General features: G+C 37.9%; 16 protein-coding genes. 7 read left to right on the forward strand and 9 right to left on the reverse strand.

All coding sequences use genetic code 11. The annotated features are described in order from the left end of the window. Positions 1-4: 4 nt before the first annotated feature. On the reverse strand, positions 5-4,009 hold the full coding sequence (locus tag AADJ06_RS15845; RefSeq protein ID WP_341227458.1) for a two-component regulator propeller domain-containing protein: 4,005 nt from the start codon (positions 4,007-4,009) through the stop codon (positions 5-7). A 299-nt stretch (positions 4,010-4,308) separates the two neighbouring features. On the opposite strand from AADJ06_RS15845, the gene AADJ06_RS15850 reads away from it, so the two are divergent. The 4 genes from AADJ06_RS15850 (at position 4,309) to AADJ06_RS15865 (ending at position 11,454) form a co-directional block, all read left to right on the forward strand. After that, positions 4,309-7,407 (forward strand): TonB-dependent receptor, encoded by a 3,099-nt coding sequence (locus AADJ06_RS15850; RefSeq protein WP_341227459.1) that lies wholly within the window; start codon positions 4,309-4,311, stop codon positions 7,405-7,407. An 11-nt stretch (positions 7,408-7,418) separates the two neighbouring features. After that, the gene (locus AADJ06_RS15855; RefSeq protein ID WP_341227460.1) at positions 7,419-9,119 is read left to right on the forward strand and encodes a RagB/SusD family nutrient uptake outer membrane protein; all 1,701 of its coding nucleotides are present in this window, start codon (positions 7,419-7,421) and stop codon (positions 9,117-9,119) included. Positions 9,120-9,166: 47 nt separating this feature from the next. After that, positions 9,167-10,759, forward strand: a complete 1,593-nt coding sequence (locus AADJ06_RS15860) for a glycoside hydrolase (protein WP_341227461.1) — start codon at positions 9,167-9,169, stop codon at positions 10,757-10,759. Positions 10,760-10,911: 152 nt separating this feature from the next. Next, on the forward strand, positions 10,912-11,454 hold the full coding sequence (locus AADJ06_RS15865; protein ID WP_341227462.1) for a DUF4287 domain-containing protein: 543 nt from the start codon (positions 10,912-10,914) through the stop codon (positions 11,452-11,454). A 156-nt stretch (positions 11,455-11,610) separates the two neighbouring features. Here the strand turns inward: AADJ06_RS15865 and AADJ06_RS15870 are convergent, their stop codons facing one another. Further along, positions 11,611-12,861, reverse strand: a complete 1,251-nt coding sequence (locus AADJ06_RS15870) for a hypothetical protein (protein WP_341227463.1) — start codon at positions 12,859-12,861, stop codon at positions 11,611-11,613. A gap of 305 nt (positions 12,862-13,166) precedes the next feature. On the opposite strand from AADJ06_RS15870, the gene AADJ06_RS15875 reads away from it, so the two are divergent. After that, the gene (locus tag AADJ06_RS15875) at positions 13,167-13,736 is read left to right on the forward strand and encodes a peroxiredoxin-like family protein (protein ID WP_341227464.1); all 570 of its coding nucleotides are present in this window, start codon (positions 13,167-13,169) and stop codon (positions 13,734-13,736) included. Between the two features lie 42 nt (positions 13,737-13,778). Here AADJ06_RS15875 and AADJ06_RS15880 read toward each other — a convergent pair whose 3' ends face one another. From AADJ06_RS15880 to AADJ06_RS15890, 3 genes are all read right to left on the reverse strand, one after another. Further along, positions 13,779-15,281, reverse strand: coding sequence for a sulfatase (locus AADJ06_RS15880; RefSeq protein ID WP_341227465.1), 1,503 nt, complete (start codon positions 15,279-15,281; stop codon positions 13,779-13,781). A gap of 10 nt (positions 15,282-15,291) precedes the next feature. Further along, positions 15,292-17,193 (reverse strand): hypothetical protein, encoded by a 1,902-nt coding sequence (locus AADJ06_RS15885; RefSeq protein ID WP_341227466.1) that lies wholly within the window; start codon positions 17,191-17,193, stop codon positions 15,292-15,294. A gap of 391 nt (positions 17,194-17,584) precedes the next feature. Further along, the gene (locus AADJ06_RS15890) at positions 17,585-18,154 is read right to left on the reverse strand and encodes an arylesterase (RefSeq protein ID WP_341227518.1); all 570 of its coding nucleotides are present in this window, start codon (positions 18,152-18,154) and stop codon (positions 17,585-17,587) included. Between the two features lie 127 nt (positions 18,155-18,281). On the opposite strand from AADJ06_RS15890, the gene AADJ06_RS15895 reads away from it, so the two are divergent. Further along, complete coding sequence (locus AADJ06_RS15895; protein WP_341227467.1) at positions 18,282-18,971, forward strand: ABC transporter ATP-binding protein; 690 nt, start codon at positions 18,282-18,284, stop codon at positions 18,969-18,971. Continuing rightward, positions 18,971-21,508, forward strand: a complete 2,538-nt coding sequence (locus AADJ06_RS15900; RefSeq protein WP_341227468.1) for an FtsX-like permease family protein — start codon at positions 18,971-18,973, stop codon at positions 21,506-21,508. The genes AADJ06_RS15895 and AADJ06_RS15900 overlap by 1 nt, the downstream gene beginning before the upstream one ends. A 66-nt stretch (positions 21,509-21,574) precedes the next feature. Here the strand turns inward: AADJ06_RS15900 and AADJ06_RS15905 are convergent, their stop codons facing one another. The 4 genes from AADJ06_RS15905 to AADJ06_RS15920 all read right to left on the reverse strand — a co-directional run bounded on the left by AADJ06_RS15905 (position 21,575) and on the right by AADJ06_RS15920 (position 24,547). Further along, on the reverse strand, positions 21,575-22,780 hold the full coding sequence (locus AADJ06_RS15905; protein WP_341227469.1) for a tRNA modification GTPase: 1,206 nt from the start codon (positions 22,778-22,780) through the stop codon (positions 21,575-21,577). Between the two features lie 301 nt (positions 22,781-23,081). Continuing rightward, positions 23,082-23,525 (reverse strand): DUF1569 domain-containing protein, encoded by a 444-nt coding sequence (locus tag AADJ06_RS15910; RefSeq protein WP_341227470.1) that lies wholly within the window; start codon positions 23,523-23,525, stop codon positions 23,082-23,084. Between the two features lie 12 nt (positions 23,526-23,537). Next, entirely contained in the window at positions 23,538-23,888 is a 351-nt protein-coding gene (locus tag AADJ06_RS15915; protein ID WP_341227471.1) for a hypothetical protein, read from the reverse strand. Positions 23,889-23,965: 77 nt separating this feature from the next. Next, positions 23,966-24,547 carry a cyclic nucleotide-binding domain-containing protein gene (locus AADJ06_RS15920; protein WP_341227472.1) on the reverse strand — a complete coding sequence of 194 codons (582 nt, stop codon included), beginning with the start codon at positions 24,545-24,547 and terminating at the stop codon, positions 23,966-23,968. Positions 24,548-24,969 lie beyond the last annotated feature (422 nt).

The raw sequence follows: 24,969 nt of genomic DNA on the forward strand, positions 1-24,969 counted from the left end.
TATCTCAATGCCCTTTATTTGCCATTTCAGAGGGTAATACCCCAAACTGCTCTTTGAATAATTTCCTGAAATACTTTTGGTCGTTAAAGCCAACTTCAAAAGCCGCCTGTGCTACACCCAGTTTCTCGTCTACTATGAGTTTGGCGGCACGCTTTAATTTATACGTTCTAATATATTGGTTAATATTTTGTCCTGTTATAGCTTTCAGTTTCCTAAACATGGAGGTTCGGCTCATGCCCATTAGTTGAGAAATGGTATCTACATCAGCCTTTTGATTGGCTATTTGCTCCAAAATTATTTTTTCTAGGCCGCTTAAAAACTGTTGCTCTCTCTTAATGTCATTTTTCTGCCTTTCGGTCAAAGTATCATCTGGCTCTTCTGTTTTGTTATAATAAGTTCTTAAGCGAGTTTTAGCATCTAATAAATTATGTATTCTGGCTAGTAGTATTTTTCTGCTAAAGGGTTTAGTAATATAGTCATCTGCACCTTTTTCTAAACCACTTGTAATGCTTTCTTCACTGTCTTTGGCAGATAGTAATATCACTGGAATATGCGTTGTGGCTGCTTGACTCTTTAAAACGCCACATAAATCTATGCCGTTTCTTTCTGGCATCATCACGTCAGAAATAATGAGGTCAGGAATGTGTTTACTGGCTTGCTCTAAACCAATATTACCGTTTTCTGCGAAAATTAAGTTGAAGTCGGTCTTTAAAAGACCTGCCAAATACGAGAGTATTTGCGGATTATCATCAATAAGAAGAACCAGCGGTCTTCCATCATTCTGATGTAAGTTCTCAAAGTTCGTTTCATCATTCTCCGTAATTTCAGGAAGCCATAAGTCTGCTTTTGAATTTTCTGTTTCCTGCACTAGGTTTTCTGTGGCTAAAAACTTTGGAATACTTACGGTGAAAGTACAACCTCCACCTTTTTCTGAAACTAGCTCTATACTTCCGTCGTGTTCTTCCACGAAGCGTTTGGTAAGTGCGAGCCCAATTCCGGTACCTTTTTGAAGTGATTTTTTTGAGCCAGCCTGATAATACCAGTCAAAAACCATGCTTTGATGAGCGAGTTCTATTCCTGGTCCATTGTCTTGTACTATGATTTGAAAGACCGTTTCTTCTTCCTTTAAATATATGTTAACTTCCTGACCAGCGATACAATATTTCAATGCATTTGATAGTAGATTATTTACTACGATTTGCATTTTTTCTAAGTCAAAGGCCGTTTCAAAATCCTTTTTAGGGAAATGTGTGTTTAGTTTAATCTTATTATGATTGGCCAATGGTTGATACAGTTCAACCCATTGACTTAGTTTTTCCACTATGAAATAGTTTGTGGGTTTTAGCTGGCTTAGGTCTAGTTCTGTTTTCCTAAATTCTAGAAGCTTGCTAATCATGTGGTATAGGTAGCGAGCATTTCGCTGAACCATTTTAAAACTCTTCTGCTGTACATTGTCTTTTGGGTCTTCGGCTAGGTCATCTACAGACGCCATTATCAAAGTCAAAGGCGTTTTAAGTTCGTGCGAAAATCCAGTAAAAAATCGAACTCTTTCTTCGTTCAGCTCGCTTTCTAATTGTCGCTGTTTCTTTTCAAACAGCAGCGAGTTTTTAAGCTTTAATCGCTCATTATAGTACCTGAAAATCATACGACTTAGTGCCAATATTATGATGGCATAAAGCAGATAAGCCCACATAGTTCTCCAAAAAGGAGGTTTGATGCTAATTTTTAGACTGTTTTCAATGTAGTTTCCTGTATTGTTTAAAGACCGCACTTTCAAGATATAATTACCAGACGGAATGTTGGAGAAATTGGCCGTTCCTACCTCATTGGTTTCTATCCACTGCTCATGAAAATTTTCTAACTTATAAGCATATTTCTCATTGGTAATTCTTGGGTATTTGAGATTGACAAAGTCTAGTGAAAAAGGACTTTGATTATAGGCAAGCTCTAAAGAGTTGAGGTAGGAGATGTCATTTGGCAGAAAGGTAGCTTGACTAGAATCGCCTGCAATAATGGTTTTATTTAAAACTCGCAGGTCGGTAAATACCAAAGGATAATTATATGACTGCTGATGAAGGGTTTGTGGGTCAAAAATGTTTAAGCCCTTATTTCCTCCCATATAAATTTGACCGTCTTGGTCGCAGTAGCCTGCTCCAATATTGAATTCACTTTTCTGAATATTATTAAAAGTATTCAGGTTTCCTATATGGTTACTTTCGGGGTTAAAGTAGCAGATACCATTAAAAGAGCCAATCCAGATAAGTCCATTTTTGTCTGGTGTAAGACTATGGATGGTATTATTATTAAGGCCGTCTTCTATAGTGAAAAGATCTGTTTTTTTAGTTTGGGTGTCAAACCTGAATAGTCCATTATCTCTGGTTCCTGCCAGTAATTCGTTCTCACTTAGCCAGCACATGCTGTAAATTACAGTGCCCGGAATATTCCTATTAGTCTCATTATTATAAATTTCCTTCTCGTTATCTTTTGGGTTAAACTTGACTATCCCTGAGCCATAAGTGGCAAGCCAAAGGTTTTGTTCTGTGTCTTCTAATATCTCTCTGATATCAAGCTTACCAAGTTCTTCAATGTATTCAAAAGTTTCATTTTTTTCATTAAACCTATACAGCCCGCCTCGGTTAGTTCCTACCCAAATAGTGCCGTCTTTACTTTCTACAATCTTTCTAACATCATTTCCGTCGGCCTGTAGGCCTTGAAGAAAGTATTGACAAATTCCAGTTTCTGGATTTAAAAGGTTGAGTCCTCCTTGGTAAGTCCCTACCCAAACACGTTTTTTTGAGTCCTCTAATAAACTCAGGACGTAGTTATTTGAAAGTGATTTTTTATCTTCCCTATGTTGAAAGGTCTTAACTACACCTTTTGAAGGATTGTAGTAATCCAATCCACCGCCATCGGTTCCTATCCAAATGTTTTCAGTATTTGATTTACCAAAAGAGGCAATTCTGTTGTGAGCGAGGGTGTTCGTATTTGATAGGTTTCTAGTAAGTAGTTTGATGGGTTCACCATTAGGATTGACAAAATTCACACCCGTGCTAGTACCAATCCACATATTACCATCTACCGCCATTTTAAGAGCAGAGACTGTTCTGTTAAATACGCTAGAGCCATCTGTTTCAGGAAGAAACCATCTGATTTGATATGCTTGCTTAGCGTTTAAAATACTTTCTGGTTTCAGTATGTTTAAGCCTCCATTTCTGGTTCCTATCCAAAGGTTTCCGGCTTTGTCTTTTTCAAAACAAAGTATGTTGTCGTCACTTAGTCCAGTTTTAGAACTGTTTGTTTTGTCAACAGTAATCAGTTTACCCTCTAACGTTAGTATTTGAATGCCCTTGGCGGTTCCTATCCACAGATTTCCTTCTTTGTCGGTATAGAGGCAGTTTACATTCTCATCTATTCTTTTAAAAGGAATTCTATTTACTTCCTTAGTCCTAAGGTTTATTTTGTTTAATCCGTCATTAAACGTTCCCACCCAAAGTATACTGTCGCCCTGCATGCTGAGGTCAGAAATTTCACTAGATGACAGGCTTTTTTTATTTCCAAGTTCGGGTCTGAAAGTGGCTAGGGTCTTATTGTCTTTTATAATTTGAAGTCCATCGTCATAAACGCCAAGTATGAGTTCATTGTCTGGACCAATAATAACCGTACTTATATTGTCTCCTATGAGTCCATTATTTTTGTGGAGCTGATAAAAGTGATTGACTTTTGGGTCAAAGATATTGAGGCCATTTCCGCCGGTTAATAGCAGTTGACCTGCATTGTTTTTGACAATTCGCTCAATAAAGTTATCTGAAGGACCTTTGTTGGGAAGAGCATTGTTTTTCAAAATCACTTTGAAATTTTTACCATCATACCTGTTAAGTCCTTCTGAAGTGGCTATCCACATAAAACCAAGAGCGTCTTGCTCTATATCGTTTACCACATTATGTGATAAGCCAGATTCTACATCCATCAGGTAGAAAGTGAGGGCAGACGGCCCCTTTGTGTTAAACAAGCTACTATGATTCTGTGCTAAGGATGAACTTTGAAAAATCAATAAAAGTAAAATGTTAACTAAAATCCTCATACGCCTCTAATGCCCTTTTGCTTGTCAAAAATCCTACTATAATTAGGAATAATGCAAAGATGAACGATTTATCCCTCTTTTAATAACGATTTGTACCCTCTGTTCTGTTGCCAAGCCCTCTAATATTGCAGTAGGAAATAAAGCACAAATATTCTTCAAATAGTGATAGCGGAATATTTGGACTTAACAGACCCTCAAATATTATTTAACATATAAAGTTTTAAAAGATGCCAACAAGATTACGATTGAAAGTCTGGCCGTTTTGTGTAATGCTACTGGCATTACTCTTAGGAAGAGGCCCAGATGTGCACGGTCAAACAAGCTCCGTTAGCGGAACTGTTTTAGACGAAACAGGGGAAACGCTTCCGGGTGTTTCTGTTTTAATAAAGAGTACTACCACAGGTACTATTACAGATATGGATGGGAAGTTTCAGCTAAACACTTCTGGAATAGAAAGCCCTATATTAACCTTTTCCTATATAGGCTATAAGGCAAAGGAAATTGTTCTCAACGGACAAACCCAATTAGAGGTGAGTTTAGAATCAGATTTACAAACCCTTAGTGAAGTAGTAGTGGTAGGTTATGGAGAGCAAAAGAAAGCTACTCTAACCGGTTCTGTTTCTCAAATAGAAGGTAAAGCACTAGAGAGTAGCCCACAGCCTAATTTGTCAAACTCCTTAGCAGGTAGATTTTCTGGTATTATTGCTAATAATCGCTCTGGTGAGCCGGGTTATGATGGTTCTAGTTTTACCATTCGTGGTTTAGCTACTACAGGAAATAATGATGTGTTAGTGGTAGTAGATGGTGTTCCTGGTCAAATAGGAGGTTTAGAAAGGCTGTCGCCAAACGACATTGAAAGTGTTTCTATTCTTAAAGATGCTTCTGCTGCTATTTATGGTTCTAGAGCCGCAAATGGTGTTATTTTGGTTACCACTAAAAGAGGGAAAAGTGGAAAACCAACGGTATCTTATAACTTTAACCAAGGCTTTTCTTCGCCAACACGTCTTCCAGACATGGCGGATGCAGCTATCTACGGTCAAATAAGAAACGAAATAGCTTATTATAACAATAACGCTAACGGTTTAAACCAGGTTTATTCTGAATCAGAAATTGCAAATTTTGCAAATGGTTCTGACCCGGTTAACTACCCAAATACGGATTGGGCAGCAGCCACTTTAAAAAATGTAGCTCTTCAAAATCAGCATAACCTTAGTGTTAGGGGAGGTACTGATGCCGTAAGTTATTTCCTTTCTTTAGGTAAGTCTGGTCAAGAAGGACTTTACAAGAATGGAGCTACCGAGTATAATCAGTATAACTTTAGAGCCAACATTGACGCCGACATAACCGAAAGGTTAAAAGTAGGTTTCTCACTTTCTGGTAGAAAAGAAGACAGACAGTACCCTACATCAGGTGCAAATGATTTGTTTCGTAATATTTACAGAGCATATCCTACACAAGCGGCAGTATATCCTAATGGGTTGCCATCGTCTGGTATAGAAAACTCTAATCCTGTGGTAATGGCTACAGAAACAGCAGGAATTAATAAAAACCCAAATTACGTATTTAACGGGGTATTAAGAGCGAGTTATAAATTACCGTTTTTAGATGGTCTTTCTGTAGATGGTTTTTACTCCATAGATGAAAACTCTAATAGAAAAAGCAATTTCCTGACACCGTATACTTTGTATAACTATAACAGCGGCTCGGGTGCTTATGACCCTGTGGTAGTAGGTGGAGATGCAGACCAGCAAGCGGCATTGTTTGAAGAGCATTATAATCAATCAATGATTGTAAGTAATATTAAGTTAAACTATAAGAATTACTTCGCAGGTCATTATGTAGATGTGTTTGTAGGTTATGAGCAAAGCTCAAACAGCTCGCACACATTAGGAGCTTCAAGGCTTCATTTTCCTACTACAGAAACTCCAGAACTATCACAAGGTGGTGCTGCAGCCTCTGATTATAATAACTACGGAAGCAGCTATAACTTTACTAGAAAGAGTTATTTAGGCCGTTTTCTTTATAACTATAATGAGAAATACATGGCAGAGATTCAGTTAAGAGCTGATGGCTCTTCTAACTTCCCTAAAGAGAGTCGTTATGGTTTCTTCCCATCTGTTTCTGCTGGGTATAGAATTTCTGAAGAACCATGGTTTCAAAACAACCAAAGCTTCTTTAATGACTTAAAAATCAGAGCTTCTTACGGTGAACTAGGTAATGATAATGTAGGCCAGTTTCAGTACTATGATAACTATTCTTTCAATAATCGTTACCTGATAGGCGATGTGGTAAGCACGGGAATTGACCTAACTAGATTAGGAAACCCTAACATTACATGGGAAGTAGCTAAGAAAACAGATATTGCATTGAACGCGGTTTGGTTGAAAAACTTTACTACGGAAGTGATTTACTTTAGACAAAATAGAAGCGATATTTTGACCACAAGAAATGCCTCTATTCCGGGTACGTCTGGAATTGTGAATCCTTATGATGCGGAAACATTAGTTCCGGCAGAGAATATTGGTGAAGTAAAAAGTAGTGGTATAGAGTCTTCTGTTGGCTATAATAAGAACGGTGATTTCAGTTTCGGCATAGCCGCAAACTTTACATACGCTAAAAATGAGCTAGTTTTTAAAGATGAAGCTCCTGGTGTTTTAGATTATCAACGAGAAACTGGAAGGTCATTAAATACATATTTGCTTTATAACGCTATAGGTATTTTCAGAAGTCAAGAAGAGTTAGATGCTTACCCACACGTGGCAGGAGCTCAAGTAGGCGATTTAATTTATGAAGATTATAATGGAGACGGAAATATTTCTGCAGATGACCAAGTACGTACCGAGTACGGAAATATTCCTCAAATGACTTTCGGCTTAACGCTTCAAGCAGCTTACAGAAACTTCGATTTCTCTGCAATACTTTCTGGTCAAGCACAGGTTAATCAGTATGTTTTACCTGAGTCAGGAACCATCGGGAACTATTATAGCAGCTGGGCAGATAACCGTTATAGCCCTTCTAATACGGAAGGAACTTACCCGCGTGTAAGTGAGCGTTCTTCTTCTGCCATTAGTGGTGGTCTTTACAGAAATAATTTCTGGTTAAATGATGCTGCTTTTGTAAGGTTGAAAAATATTCAGCTTGGTTACACATTGCCTGAAAGCATTTTAGAAAGAGCAAATATTGCCTCTCTAAGAATTTATACCAATGCTTTTAATCTGTTGACACTTACAGGTGTTAAAGATTTTGACCCAGAGGGTTCTAGTGAAAGCGGTCAGTTTTACCCGCAACAGAAGATATTTAACCTAGGTCTGAACATTCAATTTTAGAATAATTAGAAATGAAAAATAAAAAAATTATAATACCGCTATTGGCCATAGGGCTTTCAGCGATAACAGCCATCAGCTGTAAGGAAGACTTTTTAGATGTAGTTCCTACAGACAGAGTATCGGATGCATCTATATTAAATGACTCTACGCTTTTTGAAAGTTATGTAATTAACAGATACTTAGGCGTAAGATTGACTAACAAAGAGGGCGACGGAAACGTACCTGGCTTTGGTAGAGGTTTTGAATATGCACTTTGGAGTTCATTGACAGATGAGTCTATCTATAACAATGACGACAACACTTGGTTTATTCAGCAAGGGCAACTTTCTCCTGAAAATACGGGTATTGCAGGTACTTTGTGGGGTCGTTCTTACAGAAGTATTAGAGAGTGTAATTATGCACTTACTAATATTGACCAAGTAGGAATGAGCCAGTCTTATCAGAATATTTTGACAGCAGAGCTAAGATTTATCAGAGCCTTCCGTTATCATGATTTGATTAGAAATTATGGAGAAGTGGTATTAATGGGCGATAAGGTTTCTCAACTTGGAGAAGACTTTGCTGACCCAGCATTTTTCACCAGAGCGTCTATAGAAGAAGGTTTAGCATATGTTACGGCAGAATTAGACGCAGCAGCGGCAGATTTGCCTGCTCAAAACTCTAATAGCTGGAAAGAGGGTAGAGCTACAAAAGGAGCAGCATTGGCATTAAATGCTCGTCTTAAACTTTATGCAGCCAGCCCTTTATATACCGGTGGTCAAAACGATACACAGAAATGGCAAGAAGCTGCTCAAGCAGCCAAAGCGGTCATGGATATGCAGCAGTACAGTTTATATCAAGGAGGTTATGGCGAGCTTTTCTTAACGCCAAATAGCAATGAAGAAATGATTTTTGCTAGATACTATAACATCAATTCTAGACATACTGCATTAGAGATAGCTAATGGCCCTAACGGGTATGATGGCTGGGCAGGTAATGTGCCGCTTCAAAATCTAGTAGATGATTATGAAATGATGGATGGGAGCGATTTCTCATGGGATAACCCAGAGCAAGCTGCCGCTCCTTATGAAAACCGTGACCCTAGATTTTATGAGACTGTACTTTATAATGGTGCAGATTATAGAGACAGAAAAGTGGAAACGTTTATTCCTGGAGGAAGAGATAGTAAAGATGGTCCTGCAAACTGGAATACCACCAAAAGTGGCTATTACCTAAAGAAGTTTGTGGATGAGCGTTTACCAATTCAAAACCCATGGAACGTAGCAGGAACGCAAAACTGGATTTATTTCCGTTATGCAGAAATATTACTAAACTATGCGGAGGCTCAAAACGAGGCGGTAGGTCCAGATGCAAGTGTTTATGATGCCATAAACAGTATTAGAAGCAGAAGTGGCGTAGAAATGCCAAACCTTCCAGAAGGACTTAGTCAAGATGAAATGAGAGAGCGAATTCAGCGTGAAAGAAGAATTGAACTTGCTTTTGAAGAGCACAGGTTCTATGATGTTCGTCGTTGGATGATTGCTGACCAAGTTGAAAATACGCCAGCCTATGGTATTGAAATAGTGAAAGCTGAAGATGGTACCTTGACGTATAACAGAATGGTGAGTTTACAAGGAAAAAGCTTTAGCACGCAGCATTATTGGTTGCCTATTCCTAGAGCAGAGGTTTTGGCATCAAATAATCAGTTGAAACAAAATCCAGGATATAACTAAAAAGAGAAAAGGGGGATGAAAGTCCTCCTTTTTTATAAATTTATTTTATGTTAAAACTTATTAGAAAATTCAGGATTTCGGCATACAGTGTTATTCTGTTAGGCTCGCTATCTTTCTTTAGCTTTACTTCTTGTGGCTCAGACTCTTTACAAACTAGCCCGGTAATAAACCCTGAAATAGATAATGCAATAAAAGTAAACGCCTTGACCGATAGGCGGTATCAAGAAATTGAAAACTTTGGTGCATCTGATGCATGGGCTTGTGCTTTTGTGGGAGAATGGCCTTCGGCAAAAAAAGAAGCCATTGCAGAGCTATTATTTAGTAAAGAATTAGATAACAGTGGGAATCCGAAAGGTATTGGTCTATCGCTTTGGCGATTCAATTTAGGAGCAGGAAGTGCAGAACAGGGTGCCGCATCAGACATTAAAGACGAATGGCGAAGAGGGGAGTCCTTCTTAAACGCTGACGGTACTTATGACTGGACTCGCCAAGCTGGTCAGGTTTGGTTTGCGGAAGAAGCAAAAAAGTATGGTGTAGAAAAGCTTCTGGCTTTTACGAATAGTCCGCCGGTTTCTATGACCAGAAATGGTAAGGCTTATGCCAATAATAGTGTAACCAATTTAGCGGCAGAAAACTATCAAGATTTTGCCAAGTATTTAAGCACAGTCCTAAAAAACTTAAAAGAAAGAGGGCTGGAGATAGATTACATTAGCCCAATTAATGAACCGCAGTGGGACTGGTCAAAGCCAAATCAAGAAGGAACGCCGTTTTACAATAATGAAATAGCGGGTGTAGTAAGAGCATTAGATGCGGCTTTAGAAGCTGACGGATTGAATACAACCATCGATTTAGCAGAAGCAGGGAAAATTAATTACCTTTTTGAAGATGCTGATAAGCCAGGAATAGGAAGCCAAATTCAGGCTTTTTTCAATGAAAGTTCTGCCGATTATATTGGCAATCTGAGGCATGTGGCTCGCAACCTTTCTGCTCACAGTTATTTTACTACATCGCCTTTTCAGTCTTCTGTGGAGATGAGAAGCAAGCTTAAAACGGAAATAGAGAAAGTACCAGATTTAAGCCTTTGGATGAGTGAGTACTGTATTTTAGGTGGAAATAGTGGAGAGATACAAGGTAACGGAAGAGATTTAGGTATTACCCCAGCATTATATGTGGCTCGTGTTATTCATAATGATTTGGCCGTGGCTAATGCCTCCGCTTGGAACTGGTGGACTGCCGTGTCAGGCTATGATTATAAAGATGGCTTAGTATACGTAGATAAGAACAATACTGACGGAAATTATTACGAGTCTAAAATACTTTGGGCTTTAGGAAATTATAGCCGATTTATCCGTCCTGGTTTTGAAAGAGTGGAGGTTTCTATTGACGGGAAGTTTACCCAAAACGAAGACTTCTTGGTGTCTGCTTATGAAGAGCCAGAAACTAAAGAAATGGTTTATGTATTTGTGAATTCAGGTACCAAAGCCATGGCTATAGCCCTAAATACTGATGGGAATAAGGCAAAAACTTCTAAAGCTTATGTCACTTCTGAAACTGCAGATTTGGCAGAAATGCAAATAGCGGAATCAGGTGAACTTAGTATTCCAGCCGAATCTGTGGTGACGGTTTTGGTGAATAATTGATGAAAATCTATTCTATTTAAATAATGCCAATTATCGAAGTTTGGCTAATTAAGACCCTTTGGCTTTGCTGAAGGGTCTTTTTTGTGTTTCGCGGAGGTAGTTTGTCGAACTTATCTTAGGTTTTATTATCTTGAAGTTCTAAAATAAAAACTATGGAACCAGCACTACAAACCATGATAGACAATATGCCTGAAAAAACAGGTAAGTCTCTTGCAGAATGGAAAACAATTTTAGCATCAAAGAACTTTGCGAAGCACGGCGAAGCCATGAGTTTTTTGAAAAAGGAACACGGTGTTACCCATGGTTTTGCCAATACTATTATCCAGCTCTCAAAAGACAAGCAGGACAGTCCTGAAGACTTGGTAAGCAAACAATACACAGGTAAAGAAGTTTTAAAACCAATTTATGATAAACTCCTAGAAGTGATTTTGGCATTCGGAAATGATATTACCAAAACACCTAAAAAGGACTCGGTTAGTTTGATAAGAAAAAGGCAGTTTGCACTCATAAAACCAGCCACCAAAACCCGAATAGATTTAGGCCTTAAGCTAAAAGGAAAACCGGAAACAGAAAGATTGGGCAACTCTGGTCCTTTCGGGACTATGTGCACGCATCGCGTCAAATTAGAAACAGCTACAGAGGTAGATGAAGAATTGATTTCTTGGCTTAGGGAGGCTTATGAGGTGAGTGTGTAGGATGTTTGCTTTGTGAATCTTTATCACCTGATTTCTGTCTGTTATCAGACAGAAAGACCTTAAGCTGGCAGGCATTATTTAAAAGCCATTGTTTGATTTAAAAGCTCTACTTTAAATGTGATTGTTTTATTGCCATTTTTGGGAAAAGTCTTGGGCTTATTCGACAGTGTATTGTATAGTTTCTAAATCAATTTCAGTATTGCTTTCAATCACTTGTGAACTATTTTCAATCATCGATTCATAAGATTGTGAAGATTTAACAAACCGAACGCTGGTGTTAGAAAATTTATCAAGACTTATCCATGGAAACTTTGATAAAAACTCCTCAGGAAGTTTCATTGGTTTAAATTCGTTCAATGGACTGAAAAAGCTCCATAATATATTTTTTTTAAGTTCTGCATCTGAGAGGATGAAGTTAATTTCTTTCCAATCATGATCTATGTCCGTCTCAATAGCAAAAGAAGGAAGTGGTTTGGCTGCTATTTTATAGGAAACTTTATCCAGAACGTTGAAAGGTTCAGGAACTGAGCCTGTTTTATGATAGAAAAATTGATAATTTCCCGCGGAAAATGAAATTCTTGTATCATATTTTGGGAATCGATTTAAATAACCAATCTGTAAGTTTCCATAGTTTTTTGATTCACCCATTGGAGGTACTTGGAAGTAATTATTGAAAATATTGAAGTACTCTAACCCGTCACTTTGATAGGCTTTTACATTAATACGTGGGTCATTTACATTAGGTAGATTGAGGCTAAGGATTTTGTCAAAATCCTCCAAGTCATCTAAGTTTAGTCTGAAGCTTTGACTAGAATCTAAACCCTCCCAAAAGCGATATTTTAATTTCCCATCAGCTAAAACTGAATAGAAAGCATCATTTGCATTTTCGAATATTTCCCATTTAATAAACCTCCTGGGATATCCTGATAGTTTGGTAATGGAGGTATTCGTGTGGTCTTTATTGCCAAGGACTTCCATTCTGAGGTCATCATAGTAGTCTACTTCAAGCTCAAGGTCACCAATTTTAGCACCTGCTTCTTGCCTTTCTAACGCACTGCTTCCTTGAAGATTCCAACGAGAATCTCTTAAAAGATTTTCGAATGTCCTTAGATTATAATCAAAATATATCCCTTTATTATAATAGTTGAAAAAAGTAACGTTTATTCTATCGTTAGGGACGGGAAGTGTAGATTTAAATTCAAACTCTTCTCCTAATTCTATTTGTTTAAAATCTAAGAGTTCACCGTTGATATCATTAATAAATACCCATTTTTCATAAAATTCACCATAGCTAGGTTTGACTGAAAGTGTGAAAATATTGTTGGATTTTTCTGATTCAATATCTTTTTTTTCGCATGAAAAAAGTAGGAAAAGAATCAATAACTGGATTAAGTTTCTAGTTTTCATTATCTGTTTTCGTGTGATATACTCTTACGATTTCAAAAACTATGCTAAAATCGTATTAGTAAGATAGAAGAATAAGAATGGAAAGTTAAGAGAAAACGTGTAATTAGTTTGATGAGAATGCCTTTTAATTGGCTTTTTGCGAGCTCCTAGCTGCTAAATACGTTTTTTTTCAGTTTAGGTGGTAGATTTAAAACGAGGGATATTGAAATATCTTACAAATTCCATTTTCCCCAAACCTTCAATTCCCATAAAGCGTTTATACTTCCGTAGTCTTTTATAGAAATCAATTCAGAAAAATATCAGCCATGAGCGACCTTCAAGAATTCCAGAAATTAGTTATAGCCAATGCCTCAGAGGTAAAAGGTTTGTCAATTGGTGATACCGCTCCCGACTTTACCTTGCCAAATGCTTTTGGAAAAAGTGTTTCATTATCAAACAGCTTAAAAGAGGGCTTTGTCATTATTAAGTTTTATCGCGGCGAATGGTGTCCTATCTGTAACCTTGACCTTAGAGAAATACAGAAGCATTTGCCAGAGATTCAGGCATTGGGTGCGACTTTGTTTGCTATTAGTCCTCAAAGCCCTGATGATGCACTTACCGCTACGCAAAAGAATGAACTAGGCTACGAAGTACTTAGTGATGCCCATCAGGAAGTAATAAAGGCTTATAATTTACAGTTTGACCCAGGAGATGATTATCATCAAAGACGTGATTTGACGAAAGAAAACGGTGACGGTTCTAAAACACTTCCTGTTCCAGCTACTTTTATTATTGATAAAAGTGGGAAAGTGGTAGCAGGTCATGTAGAAGCAGATTATACGCAAAGAATGTCTGCACTGGAAGTGGTAGAAGCTTTGAAAGCATTGAAGGGTTAAATGTTAGGTAGCGAACTACCCAACATTTTTTCATGCTAGCTTTTAGTTTGGTGCTCCTATAACGTGTACTGGTTTTCGATCAGAGCCGCTTGTTCTAGCTTTTTGCTCCACGAAATAAGGCTGAAAGGTGTAAGATGAGTTTCGGTCCCACTTTACATTCGTTTTAGGCAAATACTTTTTTAGCTTTTCTATTTCATTTTGGTAAGCTAAATTCTGAGCTTGATTGATAAATTCATTCGGGTCTTCTCTGTGATCATAAAACTCTTGTGTGCCATCTTCATATTGAATGTATCTGAAATCCTTTGACTTTACCGTGTGATTATTCATTCCAAATGTGGTAATGGCTACAGAGGCATCCTCTTGTTTCTCTATCATTGTTGTAAGCAAACTCTTTCCTTCATTTCTTTCATACGCAGGAAGTTCACATAAGTCTAGCAGTGTAGGGTAAATAGAGAGTAACTCAGCGGGTTGATCAATTATTTTACCTTTTGGGAGGTTTGGACCAGCAAAAAGTAAAGGAGTTTTGGTGGCAGCATTCCATAAAGCATGTTTCGCAAAAGTTCCTTTTTCTCCTAATCTATAACCATGGTCAGACCATAGAACAATGACCGTATTGTCGGCATATTCACTCTTATCCAGAGCTTCTATTAAACGGCCTATTTCATAATCTACAAAACTAATACATGCCAAGTAGGCTTGTAGGATTTTTGGCCATTCGCCACTTTCAATAGCCCAGTCTGTCGTGGGCATCATGGGTAAATCATTTATTTGCAGAGCAATATTGGGCACATCATTTAAATCGTCTGCTCTATAAGGCAATGTTTTTATACTGTCTAATGGATGCAAGTCAAACCATTTTTGAGGAACGTATAAAGGAACATGAACACGCAAAAAACCTACGCCCATAAAGAAAGGTTTGTTGTATTCAGTATCTAGCCGCTCCATGGCCCAGTTAACAGATTGATGGTCTGGCATCAAAGAATCGGCTTCTGGAAATGCTCCCCAATCGGTGCTTGTTCTGCCATATTTTGTTCTATCTGATGTGCCAAAGCCATCCCAGACAATTCTTTCTTCAGGATATGGACCAAAGCCTTTTACTCTTCCTGCTGATTCTTCAAAAACACCATTAGGTGCATGGTCATGAAACAGTTTTCCAATGCCCATGGTATGATAGCCGTTATTCTTGAAATATTCAGGAAGCATGATTATTTCTTTAGTGGCCGGGTTTTCAGAACGAATTTTATTATCGTCAATCATCCCATAAATACCCGTGGTAGAAGGACGCAGCCCAGTCATTATTGATGCCCTTGATGGCCCACATAATGGAGCTTGACAGTGTGCATCAGAAAACATTACGCCTCTGGCCGCTAACCTATCTAGATTTGGAGTTTTGGTATTAGAAAACTTATCTAAAACACCAAGCATGGTATTAAGGTCATCTACGGCTATAAATAGCACATTCGGTTTTTCCTTTTTAACAGATGTACACTTGGCACAAAGTGCTATTACAAACAAAGACAGAATGATTTTTTGAATGATTTTCATATTCATCGATTTACGAAACTTCAATAGCTATGGTCAGTTCTTTTGTGCCCTGCTCAAAGTAGGCAATTATTGGCACTGCTTCCATTCCAGGCACCATGTTGAAGGTTCTTCCTTTAGGCGTTTCTTTAATTTTTAAGGGAACACTTGACTTAATACTTACTAAACCTTCAGGCTTTTGAATAGTAATAAGACTAGCATTTGGCTGTTTTACAGCCTCTCCATTTTGAGATATAATTGGGAGAACAAATGCCGTTTGTTCTTTAATATTCTGTCTTGTTTTGGCCGAAATTGACAAGCTGTCCTCTGAACATTCGTAAGAGAGTTCAAAGTCTGATGCAGTACCTTTTATTACCTCGTTTGATTCATTTTTAAGCTGAGAAATGGCATTTAGTTTAATTTCATTATTGACGTCTTCTGTTTTTATGGTAGCGGCCCTATCAAAAATATTAGAATACCATACCTCGTCTTTAAAGGTTTCTACACGTGGTGTAAGTGCAAAATCTTCACCCGGGTTTGGTTGTTGATTATAGACTTCTACTAATTTATAAATAGCCATACTGGCCGCCACGAGTAGGCCAACTTTATTATGATACAACACCGATAAAGCTCCACCTGTAGCCTGACGGTAATGGCCATCTTTATAAATGGCATCATAGGCAGTGACTGTTCCTCGCCAATTACCACGAGCAAAAAGGGAAGTGTCAAGCTCTGGAAAGTGCTTTACTCCATTTGCTAGCGTCCTTGGTAGGGGCGTTCTTGTGTTTATTTCAGGAAGTTCGTCCCATCTATCCAGCATAGCTGCTAGGTTTTTGGCGTGTGCAAAAGTGTGATGAATACAAGGCTTAATCCTATGCGAAACATAGTGAATACCACCATGCAGTAAACCATCTGTGGTGCATCGTTTAAGTAGTTCTGTGTTTTTTACCGCAGCAGTACCAAATGCTGGGTTTTTGTGAGCCATCATACCAAATGCAGGCTGGCAGCCATCTGCAGTTCTGCTTCCCCAGTAAGTCCATTTAAATTGACGCGTACCCCAACTGTTGTCCCAACCTCCGTCAGGAAGCATGAATTCTAGGTGACCGTTAAGCGATTTGGTAAGCAGTGTTAAGAGGTCTTCATCGTTTTCATGAAGAGCATACATTACCAAACTATTTAAAGATTCCTCTACATTATAGCCTAAATCTACAGCATTTAACCCTTTCTCGCTTAATTTATCACTAGGTTTTCCTTCCCCATATAGTAGGTAGTTTGGCGTGGTGAAAAATGCCTTCACTTCTTCCGCAAATTCTTTACTTCGTGCTATATAAGTATCGTTTTTAAGCACCCTGCCTATAAGGTTAAGGCCATAAACAGCGGTAGCAGGATAATTAATATTAGTAAATGAAATTGTAAATTTTTCATAAATAAATTCAGCAGCATGCTGCAAACGTTCCATCCACTTTTCACGCCTGACGTCGTCAAGTAAATTACCATGATAATGAAGAGCTTCTGCTAGTGCTATCGCACCAAAAATAGTAATACCGTTCCATGATTTAGGGTCTAAAGTGTTTGTCCAGCTGCCGTCAGGCAGTGTTACTATTTCAGCCCATTCTAAAGCTGCAATACCGGCATCTAAGTACTTCTTTTCACCCGTGGCGGTGGCCATATGAAAGAAAGGGTATACAGCATCCATACTTCTACCATGAATGGTTTCGCATGCTGGACATTCCAACATACCATGTACTTTAGCATCAGATGGGTTATTTACTTGATGTTTAATCATGCCATCACACCATTCTTTTAAAAGGTCTTCTGCAAGTTTTTTAAAAGCTAATGAGTTCGATTCGTCTGTTTGCGAATTGCACCCAATAAGTGGGAAACTCAAGCCAATAGCTGCCAAGGTAGAGCGTTGGATAAATTCTTTACGGTTCATTATATTCAGATATTTCAATAGGTTGTAAAATAGCTAGAGATAGACTATCCAAATTTGGAAATTCTGGCTTTTAACTCCATCCTAAGCTATCCTAAACTGTCCAATGCTGTCTTTTTGAATATTTCCGCTAGAGATTATTGGCCTATTCTATCAATTTTCAGAACAAGTTTTGTGTTTTCCCATAATTGGCTGAAAAGTAAAGCTTTATAAGAACGTATAAAGTTATCTTAAGAAATGTAGCATGGTATACGTCGGGAACGTCCAACGCTACGCCCGACCTGACATTTGATGTGCTTGTGCGTCTGAAACCCACCGTTAGTTTGGGCGAAGCCCCTGCCGGTCGGCAGGCTGGGAGAACAGTCCTTTTTGAAGTTTAGTTATTTCACTACCCCTAAATCACCCCCTCTAAAACCTCCCAAACATTTTTGGCCAATATTTTATGCCCCTCTAGAGTTGGGTGAATGCCGTCTGATTGGTTTAGAGAAGGAACTCCGCCTACACCGTCTAGTAGGAAAGGAATCAATTTGACGTCGTTTACTTTAGCTAAATCTGTCCAGATATTTTTAAATTCTGCGGTGTAGTCTTGACCCATGTTTGGTGGAATTTGCATACCTGCTAAAACTATTTTTGTGTCTGGGTTTTTCTCCCAAACTAGGTCTATTATTGCCTGCAAATTAGCCTTAGTTTCTTTTAATGGAATTCCTCTTAATCCGTCGTTTGCACCTAGTTCTAATACAAAAACATCTATTTTTTGATTTAGCACCCAGTCTAACCTTGATAAACCTCCTGACGTGGTTTCTCCACTTAATCCAGCATTGATAACGCTGTAACCTAGGTCTAAAGAGTCTAAAGTCTTTTGAATAATGGCCGGAAAAGCACCGTCCATACCTACTCCATAGCCAGCCGTCAAACTATTTCCAAAAAACAGTATGGATTTGGAATTTTTCTCTTCTTCCATCATGTTCTCTTCCTGAACATTTTCTGAAGTTTCCGCTGTATTCTCATTTGAGCCGCAGGCGATTAAAACTAGAGCAAAGAAAAATAATGGAAGCTTATTCATTTAGAAGGTCGATTTTGAATTACAAATTATGACAAAAATATTAAAGGTTAGCCAGCTTGGGAAATCATATAACAGCGGCTCAAAGACTCTAACAGTATTAAATGATATTTCGTTTGAAGTAACGGCAGGTGCTACCTTTTCCATAGTAGGGCCATCAGGCAGCGGAAAAACTACGCTGTTAGGTCTTTGTGCAGGTTTAGACAAAGCAGGCACGGGAAGCGTGGAGCTTTGCGGCAAAGCCTTAGAAAGCCTAGATGAAGACCAAAGAGCTTTATTAAGAAACGAGGAAGTAGGTTTTATTTTCCAAGATTTTCAATTGTTACCCACACTCACCGCTTTAGAAAATGTATCAGTCCCATTAGAACTGCAAGGTGCTAAAGAAGCAAGCGAGCGAGCCAAAGAGCTTTTAGAGAAAGTAGGTTTAGGAGATAGAGTGCATCATTATCCGTCACAGCTTTCTGGCGGGGAGCAACAGCGAGTAGCCTTAGCCAGAGCTTTTTCAACCAAACCATCTATATTATTTGCAGATGAACCAACAGGGAACCTTGACGAAGAAACCGGGGAGAAGGTGGTAAAACTGCTTTTTGAGCTGAATAAAGAGGCGGGAACAACTTTGGTAATTGTAACCCATGATTTAGAATTAGCTAAAAGGACACAGCAGGTCTTGCGACTAAAAGGCGGTAAAATTTTATCAAACGAAACTAATTCAGTAGCCTAATGCAGCATTCAAAAGCAAATTTTAATTGGCTGCTAAAAATGGCTTGGCGTGATGGGAAGGCGAGTGGTAAAAGGCTGCTGCTTTTTATGGCGTCCATCATTTTGGGTATTGCTGCCGTGGTTTCTATACAGTCTTTTAGTAAAAACTTAGAGGAGAATATTGGCTTGCAGTCAAAGGCTCTCATGGGAGCAGATTATTTGATTGACAGCAAACAAGTGCCCACAGAGAGTGTGCAGGCAATCATAGATTCCTTACAGCCCGTTGGAAATGAAGTTAGTTTTGCCTCTATGGCCGCTTTTCCTGGAAAGTCTGCCAATAAACTGGTGCAAGTAAGAGGAATAGGTGGAGGTTTTCCTATTTATGGAGAACTGGAAACTGTGCCAGCTTCCGCCGCTAAGGCTTATCAAAGTGGAAACGGGGCTTTGGTAGATGCTACGGTAATGCTTCAGTTTGGTTTAGAAGTAGGGGATAGCGTTAAAGTGGGGAATAGCACTTTCCCAATTATCGGCACGCTAAAATCTGCTCCTGGGAGCAATGTTTTTTCTACCACCATGGCACCCCCTGTGGTTTTGCCTTATGAGGCTATGGAAAAGACTGGTTTGCTGCAGTTAGGAAGCCGTGTAACTTATAACTATTATTTCAAAGCAGCTCCAGAACTGGATATTGACGCTTTAGATGATGCTGTAGACCCAAGATTAGATGCAGAAAATGCCGATTTTGATTCGCATACTTCTGTAAGTGAACGTTTGGGGAGAAACTATGAGAATTTTGCTAAGTTCTTAAACTTAGTGGCTTTTATTGCTCTATTATTGGGCTGTGTAGGAATAGCTAGTTCTGTGCATATATATATCAAAGAAAAACTAAGAGCGGTAGCTGTTTTAAAATGTATAGGTGCTACCAGAAGGCAGTCTTTCTTGATTTACCTAATCCAAATAGCAGGCTTGGGTTTACTAGGTGGTATTTTAGGTACCTTGGCAGGTTTGGGCTTGCAGGCCTTGTTCCCATTGTTTATTCAAGATTTATTGCCCTTTGATGTGGAGATTAGTATAAGCATTCAGCCTATTATTATGGGCTTGCTTTTGGGTGTGTTTATGTCGGTGCTTTTTGCATTGCTTCCCTTATTGAAAACTTGGTTTGTGTCTCCTCTACAGGTTTTACGGGTGCAAGAAGAGGATAGTTCTGAAAGTAGAAATGCAAGTGGATTGGTGCTTTTGGCTATTGTCGTTTTTATCTTTCTGTTTTCCTTGTGGTTTCTTGAAAGTTGGAAATATGCCCTAGGTTTTGTAGGAGGAATTTTGGTGACTTTCTCTATCCTAGCAGCGGTCTCTTATTTATTTATGCAAGGCATTAAAAAGTATTTTCCTCATTCTTGGGGTTTTACGGCACGCCAAAGTTTATTGAATTTGTTCAGGCCAAATAACCAAACCATGGTTTTGATTTTGGCAATTGGTGTTGGTAGCTTTTTGATTAGCACACTTTACTTTTCTAAAGATATTTTGCTTGCTAAAACCTCGTTAGAAAATAGTGCTGATAGTCCTAACATGATTTTGTTGGACATTCAGAATAATCAAAAGGCGGAGGTGGCTGATGCCATCAAAAACAAAGAACTTCAAGTAATTGATAATATCCCGATTATCACCATGCGAGTGCACAGCATCAATGGCGTTTCGGCAGACATTATTAGAGAAGATACTATTTCAAAAAGAGGGAAATGGATAGTAAACCATGAGTTTAGAACTACTTACAGAGATTCGCTGATTGCTTCAGAATCAATGGCATCAGGAGAATGGCCTATCAAAAGAGCGGGCAATGGATTAATTCCGATTTCGGTTTCTGATAATTTAGCCAAGGATGCTCATTTGGCGGTTGGCGATACGGTCGTTTTCAATGTGCAGGGCGTTTTGATGAATACCTATGTCGGCGGAGTTCGAACGGTAGATTGGCAAAGAATGCAGCTAAACTTTTCAGTGGTTTTTCCTTCTGGTATTTTAGAAAACGCCCCTCAGTTTACGGTAATGAGTACAAATGCTCCTGACGAGCAGGTTTCAGCCAAGCTTCAGCAGGAATTGGTTTCTAACTTTCCGAATGTAACCATCTTAGATTTAAGACAAGTTTTGGATACCGTGCAGGGCATTCTAGACAAGATATCTTGGGTGATTAACTTCATGGCATTTTTCAGTATTCTGACAGGTATTATAGTCTTGATTGGTTCTGTGAGAACGAGCAAATACCAACGAATTAAGGAAAGTGTTTTATTAAGAACTTTAGGTGCAAAGAGCAAGCAGATTTTGAAAATAACAGCCTTAGAATACTTATATCTAGGGGTTTTAGGAACTGGAATTGGGATTTTCTTATCTTTAGTAGCTAGTCAATTATTAGCCATTTTTGTTTTTAAAGCAGCCTTTGTGCCATCATTAGTACCGTTTTTGGTTTTGCTTCCAGGAATTACGGGTATTGTATTATTAATAGGATTAAGCAACAGCAGAAGTGTTTTAAATAGCCCACCGCTAGAGGTCTTAAGAAAAGAAGCAGGTTGAATAAAATTTAATGTTGGGCTCGTAGGCCTATTTTCATACTTTCTTAAAAGGAGTTGAATGTTAGAATTATCGCAGCATATTATAACCTAAAACTATAGAGAGTGCTTTATATTCTGATGGCCAATCAGGGTATAGTTTGGTAATACTTCTCTTGGTACGATACTGTAGTTCTATACTAAGATTATTATTGTGTTTGAAGCCTAAGCCAAATACAAAGTTCTCTTTTGAATTGATGTTTAGAGTGGGACCAGGCGAAAAGGTAATATCTGACTTAAAAGGAAAGTCATAAACGAATAGAACATTAGTGAACACTTGGTTCTTTTCGTTTAGGAAAAAATAGTGTCTAATACCTGCAGGTAATTCTATTGATTTATAATTCACCTCGGAAGAGTAAGACATAGCCTCTGATTCTTCAATAGCACTAAAAGATTGGAACGTCGGTTCTACCAAAATGGCCCATTTGTCTTTATTAAATGGTAGAATGAATTCAGCTTCAGCTCCTATTCTTAAACTTAGTTTTGTGCCATAATCAACGTTATAATTGGTAGAGAAAGTGTTTCGGAGAATATATGAAGTACTATTAAGTCCTGGTCTAATATTAAGGTTAAAAACCTTTCTCACTTCTTTCGAATTGTAATTAGTGATATCAGTATTTTGACAGTTGTTATACTTTACAAAAAGGTTTATCAAATCGTCTTTGGAGTATTTAAGGTTTTCAAATTGTCTTTGATCAATATTGGAACATCTAAGATGTATATATAGCTGCTGTCTGTACTTATTGTTTATTAAAATGTGTTTCGCATTTTCTTGGTAATTTCTATATCGCTTGTAAATGAGCGGCTCTATTTGTCCTTCATTAGGGTTAAAAAAGTATCGTCTTTGGTTTCCTTTCTCATAAAAAAATAAGGAAGTTTTTCCTTCTACTAAAACTTTCAAAAATTGGTTCTCATTTTTGAAGTCAGGTTCTTTTTTGTTTGAGAGGTGGTTTATGTCATCGCTTGATTGATCAATGTTTACATTGGTTCTTACATATTTGGATATCCCTTCTACACTAAACTCAGAAGCATTCTCAATTTTTATTATTTGACTTGTTGCATTTTCTGAAAGCTTAAATTCAATTTCGGTTGGATTATTTTTCCAATCAAGGTCTTTTATTAATCCAGTTATTTTTTGATTGTCATTAGTAATGTAGTAGCCTTTTTCAAAAGAAATTTGAGCATTTCCAGTTATTGAAAAAAGTAGTAATGAAAGCAAAATAAGAAGCTTTTTCATTAGTTGTGTTTAGTGTTTTGTAACAGACAGATTTTGTATCGAAGATAGTAGTTTTGGTTTACAAAAATGAAGCCTGCCTTACTGGTAGAAGTTTTTGCGTATGCGAAAGCTCTTTTTTTAGCGACTTGTTTAATTCTTATAAGCTTATGGGAAAGAAAATAGACGCTTAGGTGGATGTTTGACTTGTTGTGTGTTTATATACTAGGTGACTTATGAAACTTAGCTTTAAGGCCAAAATAAGATAAGAGACGGTTTTGATACTTCCTGAAAGTGAAGCTAAATCCGTCTCTTAATCTATGTGTTAAACCCCAAATTGTCTCAAATGGTGGTCGGTGTGTTTATAAACAAAAACACCAATTTGCTCCTTATTCATTTTACCAAAGAAAGGGTGCACAAAACTTTCCGTAGTGAAGGAATTATAGCTTTCTAAAAGGTCAATCCATTTGGCTTGCTCGGCTTTAAAATTGCCCGAACCTTTTACTACCATGGCAGGGTGTGTAGGTTGATTTCTCTTAACAGGACTGTCGTCTTTTAAAATGCCTTTTAAGGCCATTGGGCCAAATAATCGGCCTATGAAGAGTCTTTTGTAAGTCTTTTTTCCAAGGAACATTTCTTCACCTAAAGAGCCGTGTTTTAACATTTGATAGACGTTCATTTTGCCCCAAAGGTTTTGGTTTTCTGCGGTTAAATTATTGATTCTTTGAATCAGTTCCTTACGTGTATTCGTATCAAAAATCGTTTTCATTTTAACTTTGTTTTAAATATTCATAGGAATAATATTTCTTACTTCTATAGTACCGCCCATTAAGAGAATAGGACATTTTTTTGCCAATTGAAGAGCACGCTCTAAAGTGGGGGCTTTTAAAATCATATTGCCACTCATGCTTTCATGCTGGCAAATATTAATTTCATCCTTGATAGAGTAATCAGCCGTTATTTGTTTACCATCAAAACCTAATTGATGTGTACTTACAAGCTTGCCTTGCATAGCAATATTGGCAATGAAATCACTCCATTGTTTCTGCGTTTGGAGTAATTGCTCTGGTGAAGGTGCTGCGTGGCTTGGATTTAAGCGGAAAAGCAGCATAAATTCTTTTAACTGTTCCATATAGAGATTTATTAATTAATGATGAAACAAAGGTGATGTTTCAACAAATTATAAATCTTGTCATATGGCAAGAAAACCTATTTGCCCGCTATTTCTTTTCTAATGCGACTTAATGAAGTGTCTGTAACGCCCAGGTAGGTGGCTATTTGTTTTAAAGACACGTTTTGTATGATGTGTGGTTTTTCTTTTAGAAGTTTCATGTATCGGTCTTTAGCCTGGTCGGCAATCATAGAAATACTATGACTTTTTAGAGCAAAGTAACTGCCCACTAAGGTGGTTCTGCCTTGTTCTCTGAAACTTTTAATGCTATGAAATAGCTGCTGAAATGTGTCAAAATCTAACTGCCAACAAACACAATCTGAAAGAGCCTGTATATGCTCACGAGTTGGGTTTCGTAGAAAAAAAGAGGGCCAATCAATGACAATATCTCCCACTGAAAAAAAATTGGTGGTGATGTCGTTGCCTTCAGTATCTATCACATAAGAGCGAGTAAAGCCCTGCTCTATAAACCAGTAATGATTGGCTGTTTGACCTTCACGTAGTAGGAAATCGTTTTTGCTGAAAGTGATTTTTTTAAACTTAGGAATTATGGTTTCAAGCTCCTCCGAGCTAAGGTCAGCACCTTTAAAAACATTATTTAAGAAATGGTTTGGCGTCATTCTGTAGCGTTAAGAAAAGTCAAGAATCATTTTAAAGCACGAAAATAAGGGATATGCTTTGCAATTAAACTGTTTCTTGGATGACTTAACAGTAAAATGAACACACTCAATTGGAAACTAAAGTATGATTAGGGGCTAGCAAGGGTAAAATAACAACTAAGGTTCTTTGTTTTGGTAAAAACAGCTTTTGTATTGTTTCCGTTTAACTTCTTCTTATGGCATTGGATTTAAGCTAATTTTTAATTTCCTACAATTTCTCTTTCGAAAAGAACCAATTCTTTTCATTCTAAATCATTAGCAAATTTGCAGTTGTAAATTCTGTTACGATATCCATCTTACAAGAATTTTGATATCTGGATGTACTTTGGTGTAAATGGTATCACCTGCTTCGCAAATGTCTTCTCTTTCTTCCTTGATTTAAG

Source organism: uncultured Arcticibacterium sp. (genome assembly GCF_964021845.1).
Lineage (GTDB): Bacteria > Bacteroidota > Bacteroidia > Cytophagales > Spirosomataceae > Arcticibacterium.

Bases quoted from the DNA above. Each gene is read 5' to 3' on its own strand.
- AADJ06_RS15850 (WP_341227459.1), top strand. From the start codon at position 4,309: ATGCCAACAAGATTACGATTGAAAGTCTGGCCGTTTTGTGTAATGCTA.
- AADJ06_RS15855 (WP_341227460.1), top strand. From the start codon at position 7,419: ATGAAAAATAAAAAAATTATAATACCGCTATTGGCCATAGGGCTTTCA.
- AADJ06_RS15860 (WP_341227461.1), top strand. From the start codon at position 9,167: ATGTTAAAACTTATTAGAAAATTCAGGATTTCGGCATACAGTGTTATT.
- AADJ06_RS15865 (WP_341227462.1), top strand. From the start codon at position 10,912: ATGGAACCAGCACTACAAACCATGATAGACAATATGCCTGAAAAAACA.
- AADJ06_RS15870 (WP_341227463.1), bottom strand. From the start codon at position 12,861: ATGAAAACTAGAAACTTAATCCAGTTATTGATTCTTTTCCTACTTTTT.
- AADJ06_RS15875 (WP_341227464.1), top strand. From the start codon at position 13,167: ATGAGCGACCTTCAAGAATTCCAGAAATTAGTTATAGCCAATGCCTCA.
- AADJ06_RS15880 (WP_341227465.1), bottom strand. From the start codon at position 15,281: ATGAAAATCATTCAAAAAATCATTCTGTCTTTGTTTGTAATAGCACTT.
- AADJ06_RS15885 (WP_341227466.1), bottom strand. From the start codon at position 17,193: ATGAACCGTAAAGAATTTATCCAACGCTCTACCTTGGCAGCTATTGGC.
- AADJ06_RS15890 (WP_341227518.1), bottom strand. From the start codon at position 18,154: ATGATGGAAGAAGAGAAAAATTCCAAATCCATACTGTTTTTTGGAAAT.
- AADJ06_RS15895 (WP_341227467.1), top strand. From the start codon at position 18,282: ATGACAAAAATATTAAAGGTTAGCCAGCTTGGGAAATCATATAACAGC.
- AADJ06_RS15900 (WP_341227468.1), top strand. From the start codon at position 18,971: ATGCAGCATTCAAAAGCAAATTTTAATTGGCTGCTAAAAATGGCTTGG.
- AADJ06_RS15905 (WP_341227469.1), bottom strand. From the start codon at position 22,780: ATGAAAAAGCTTCTTATTTTGCTTTCATTACTACTTTTTTCAATAACT.
- AADJ06_RS15910 (WP_341227470.1), bottom strand. From the start codon at position 23,525: ATGAAAACGATTTTTGATACGAATACACGTAAGGAACTGATTCAAAGA.
- AADJ06_RS15915 (WP_341227471.1), bottom strand. From the start codon at position 23,888: ATGGAACAGTTAAAAGAATTTATGCTGCTTTTCCGCTTAAATCCAAGC.
- AADJ06_RS15920 (WP_341227472.1), bottom strand. From the start codon at position 24,547: ATGACGCCAAACCATTTCTTAAATAATGTTTTTAAAGGTGCTGACCTT.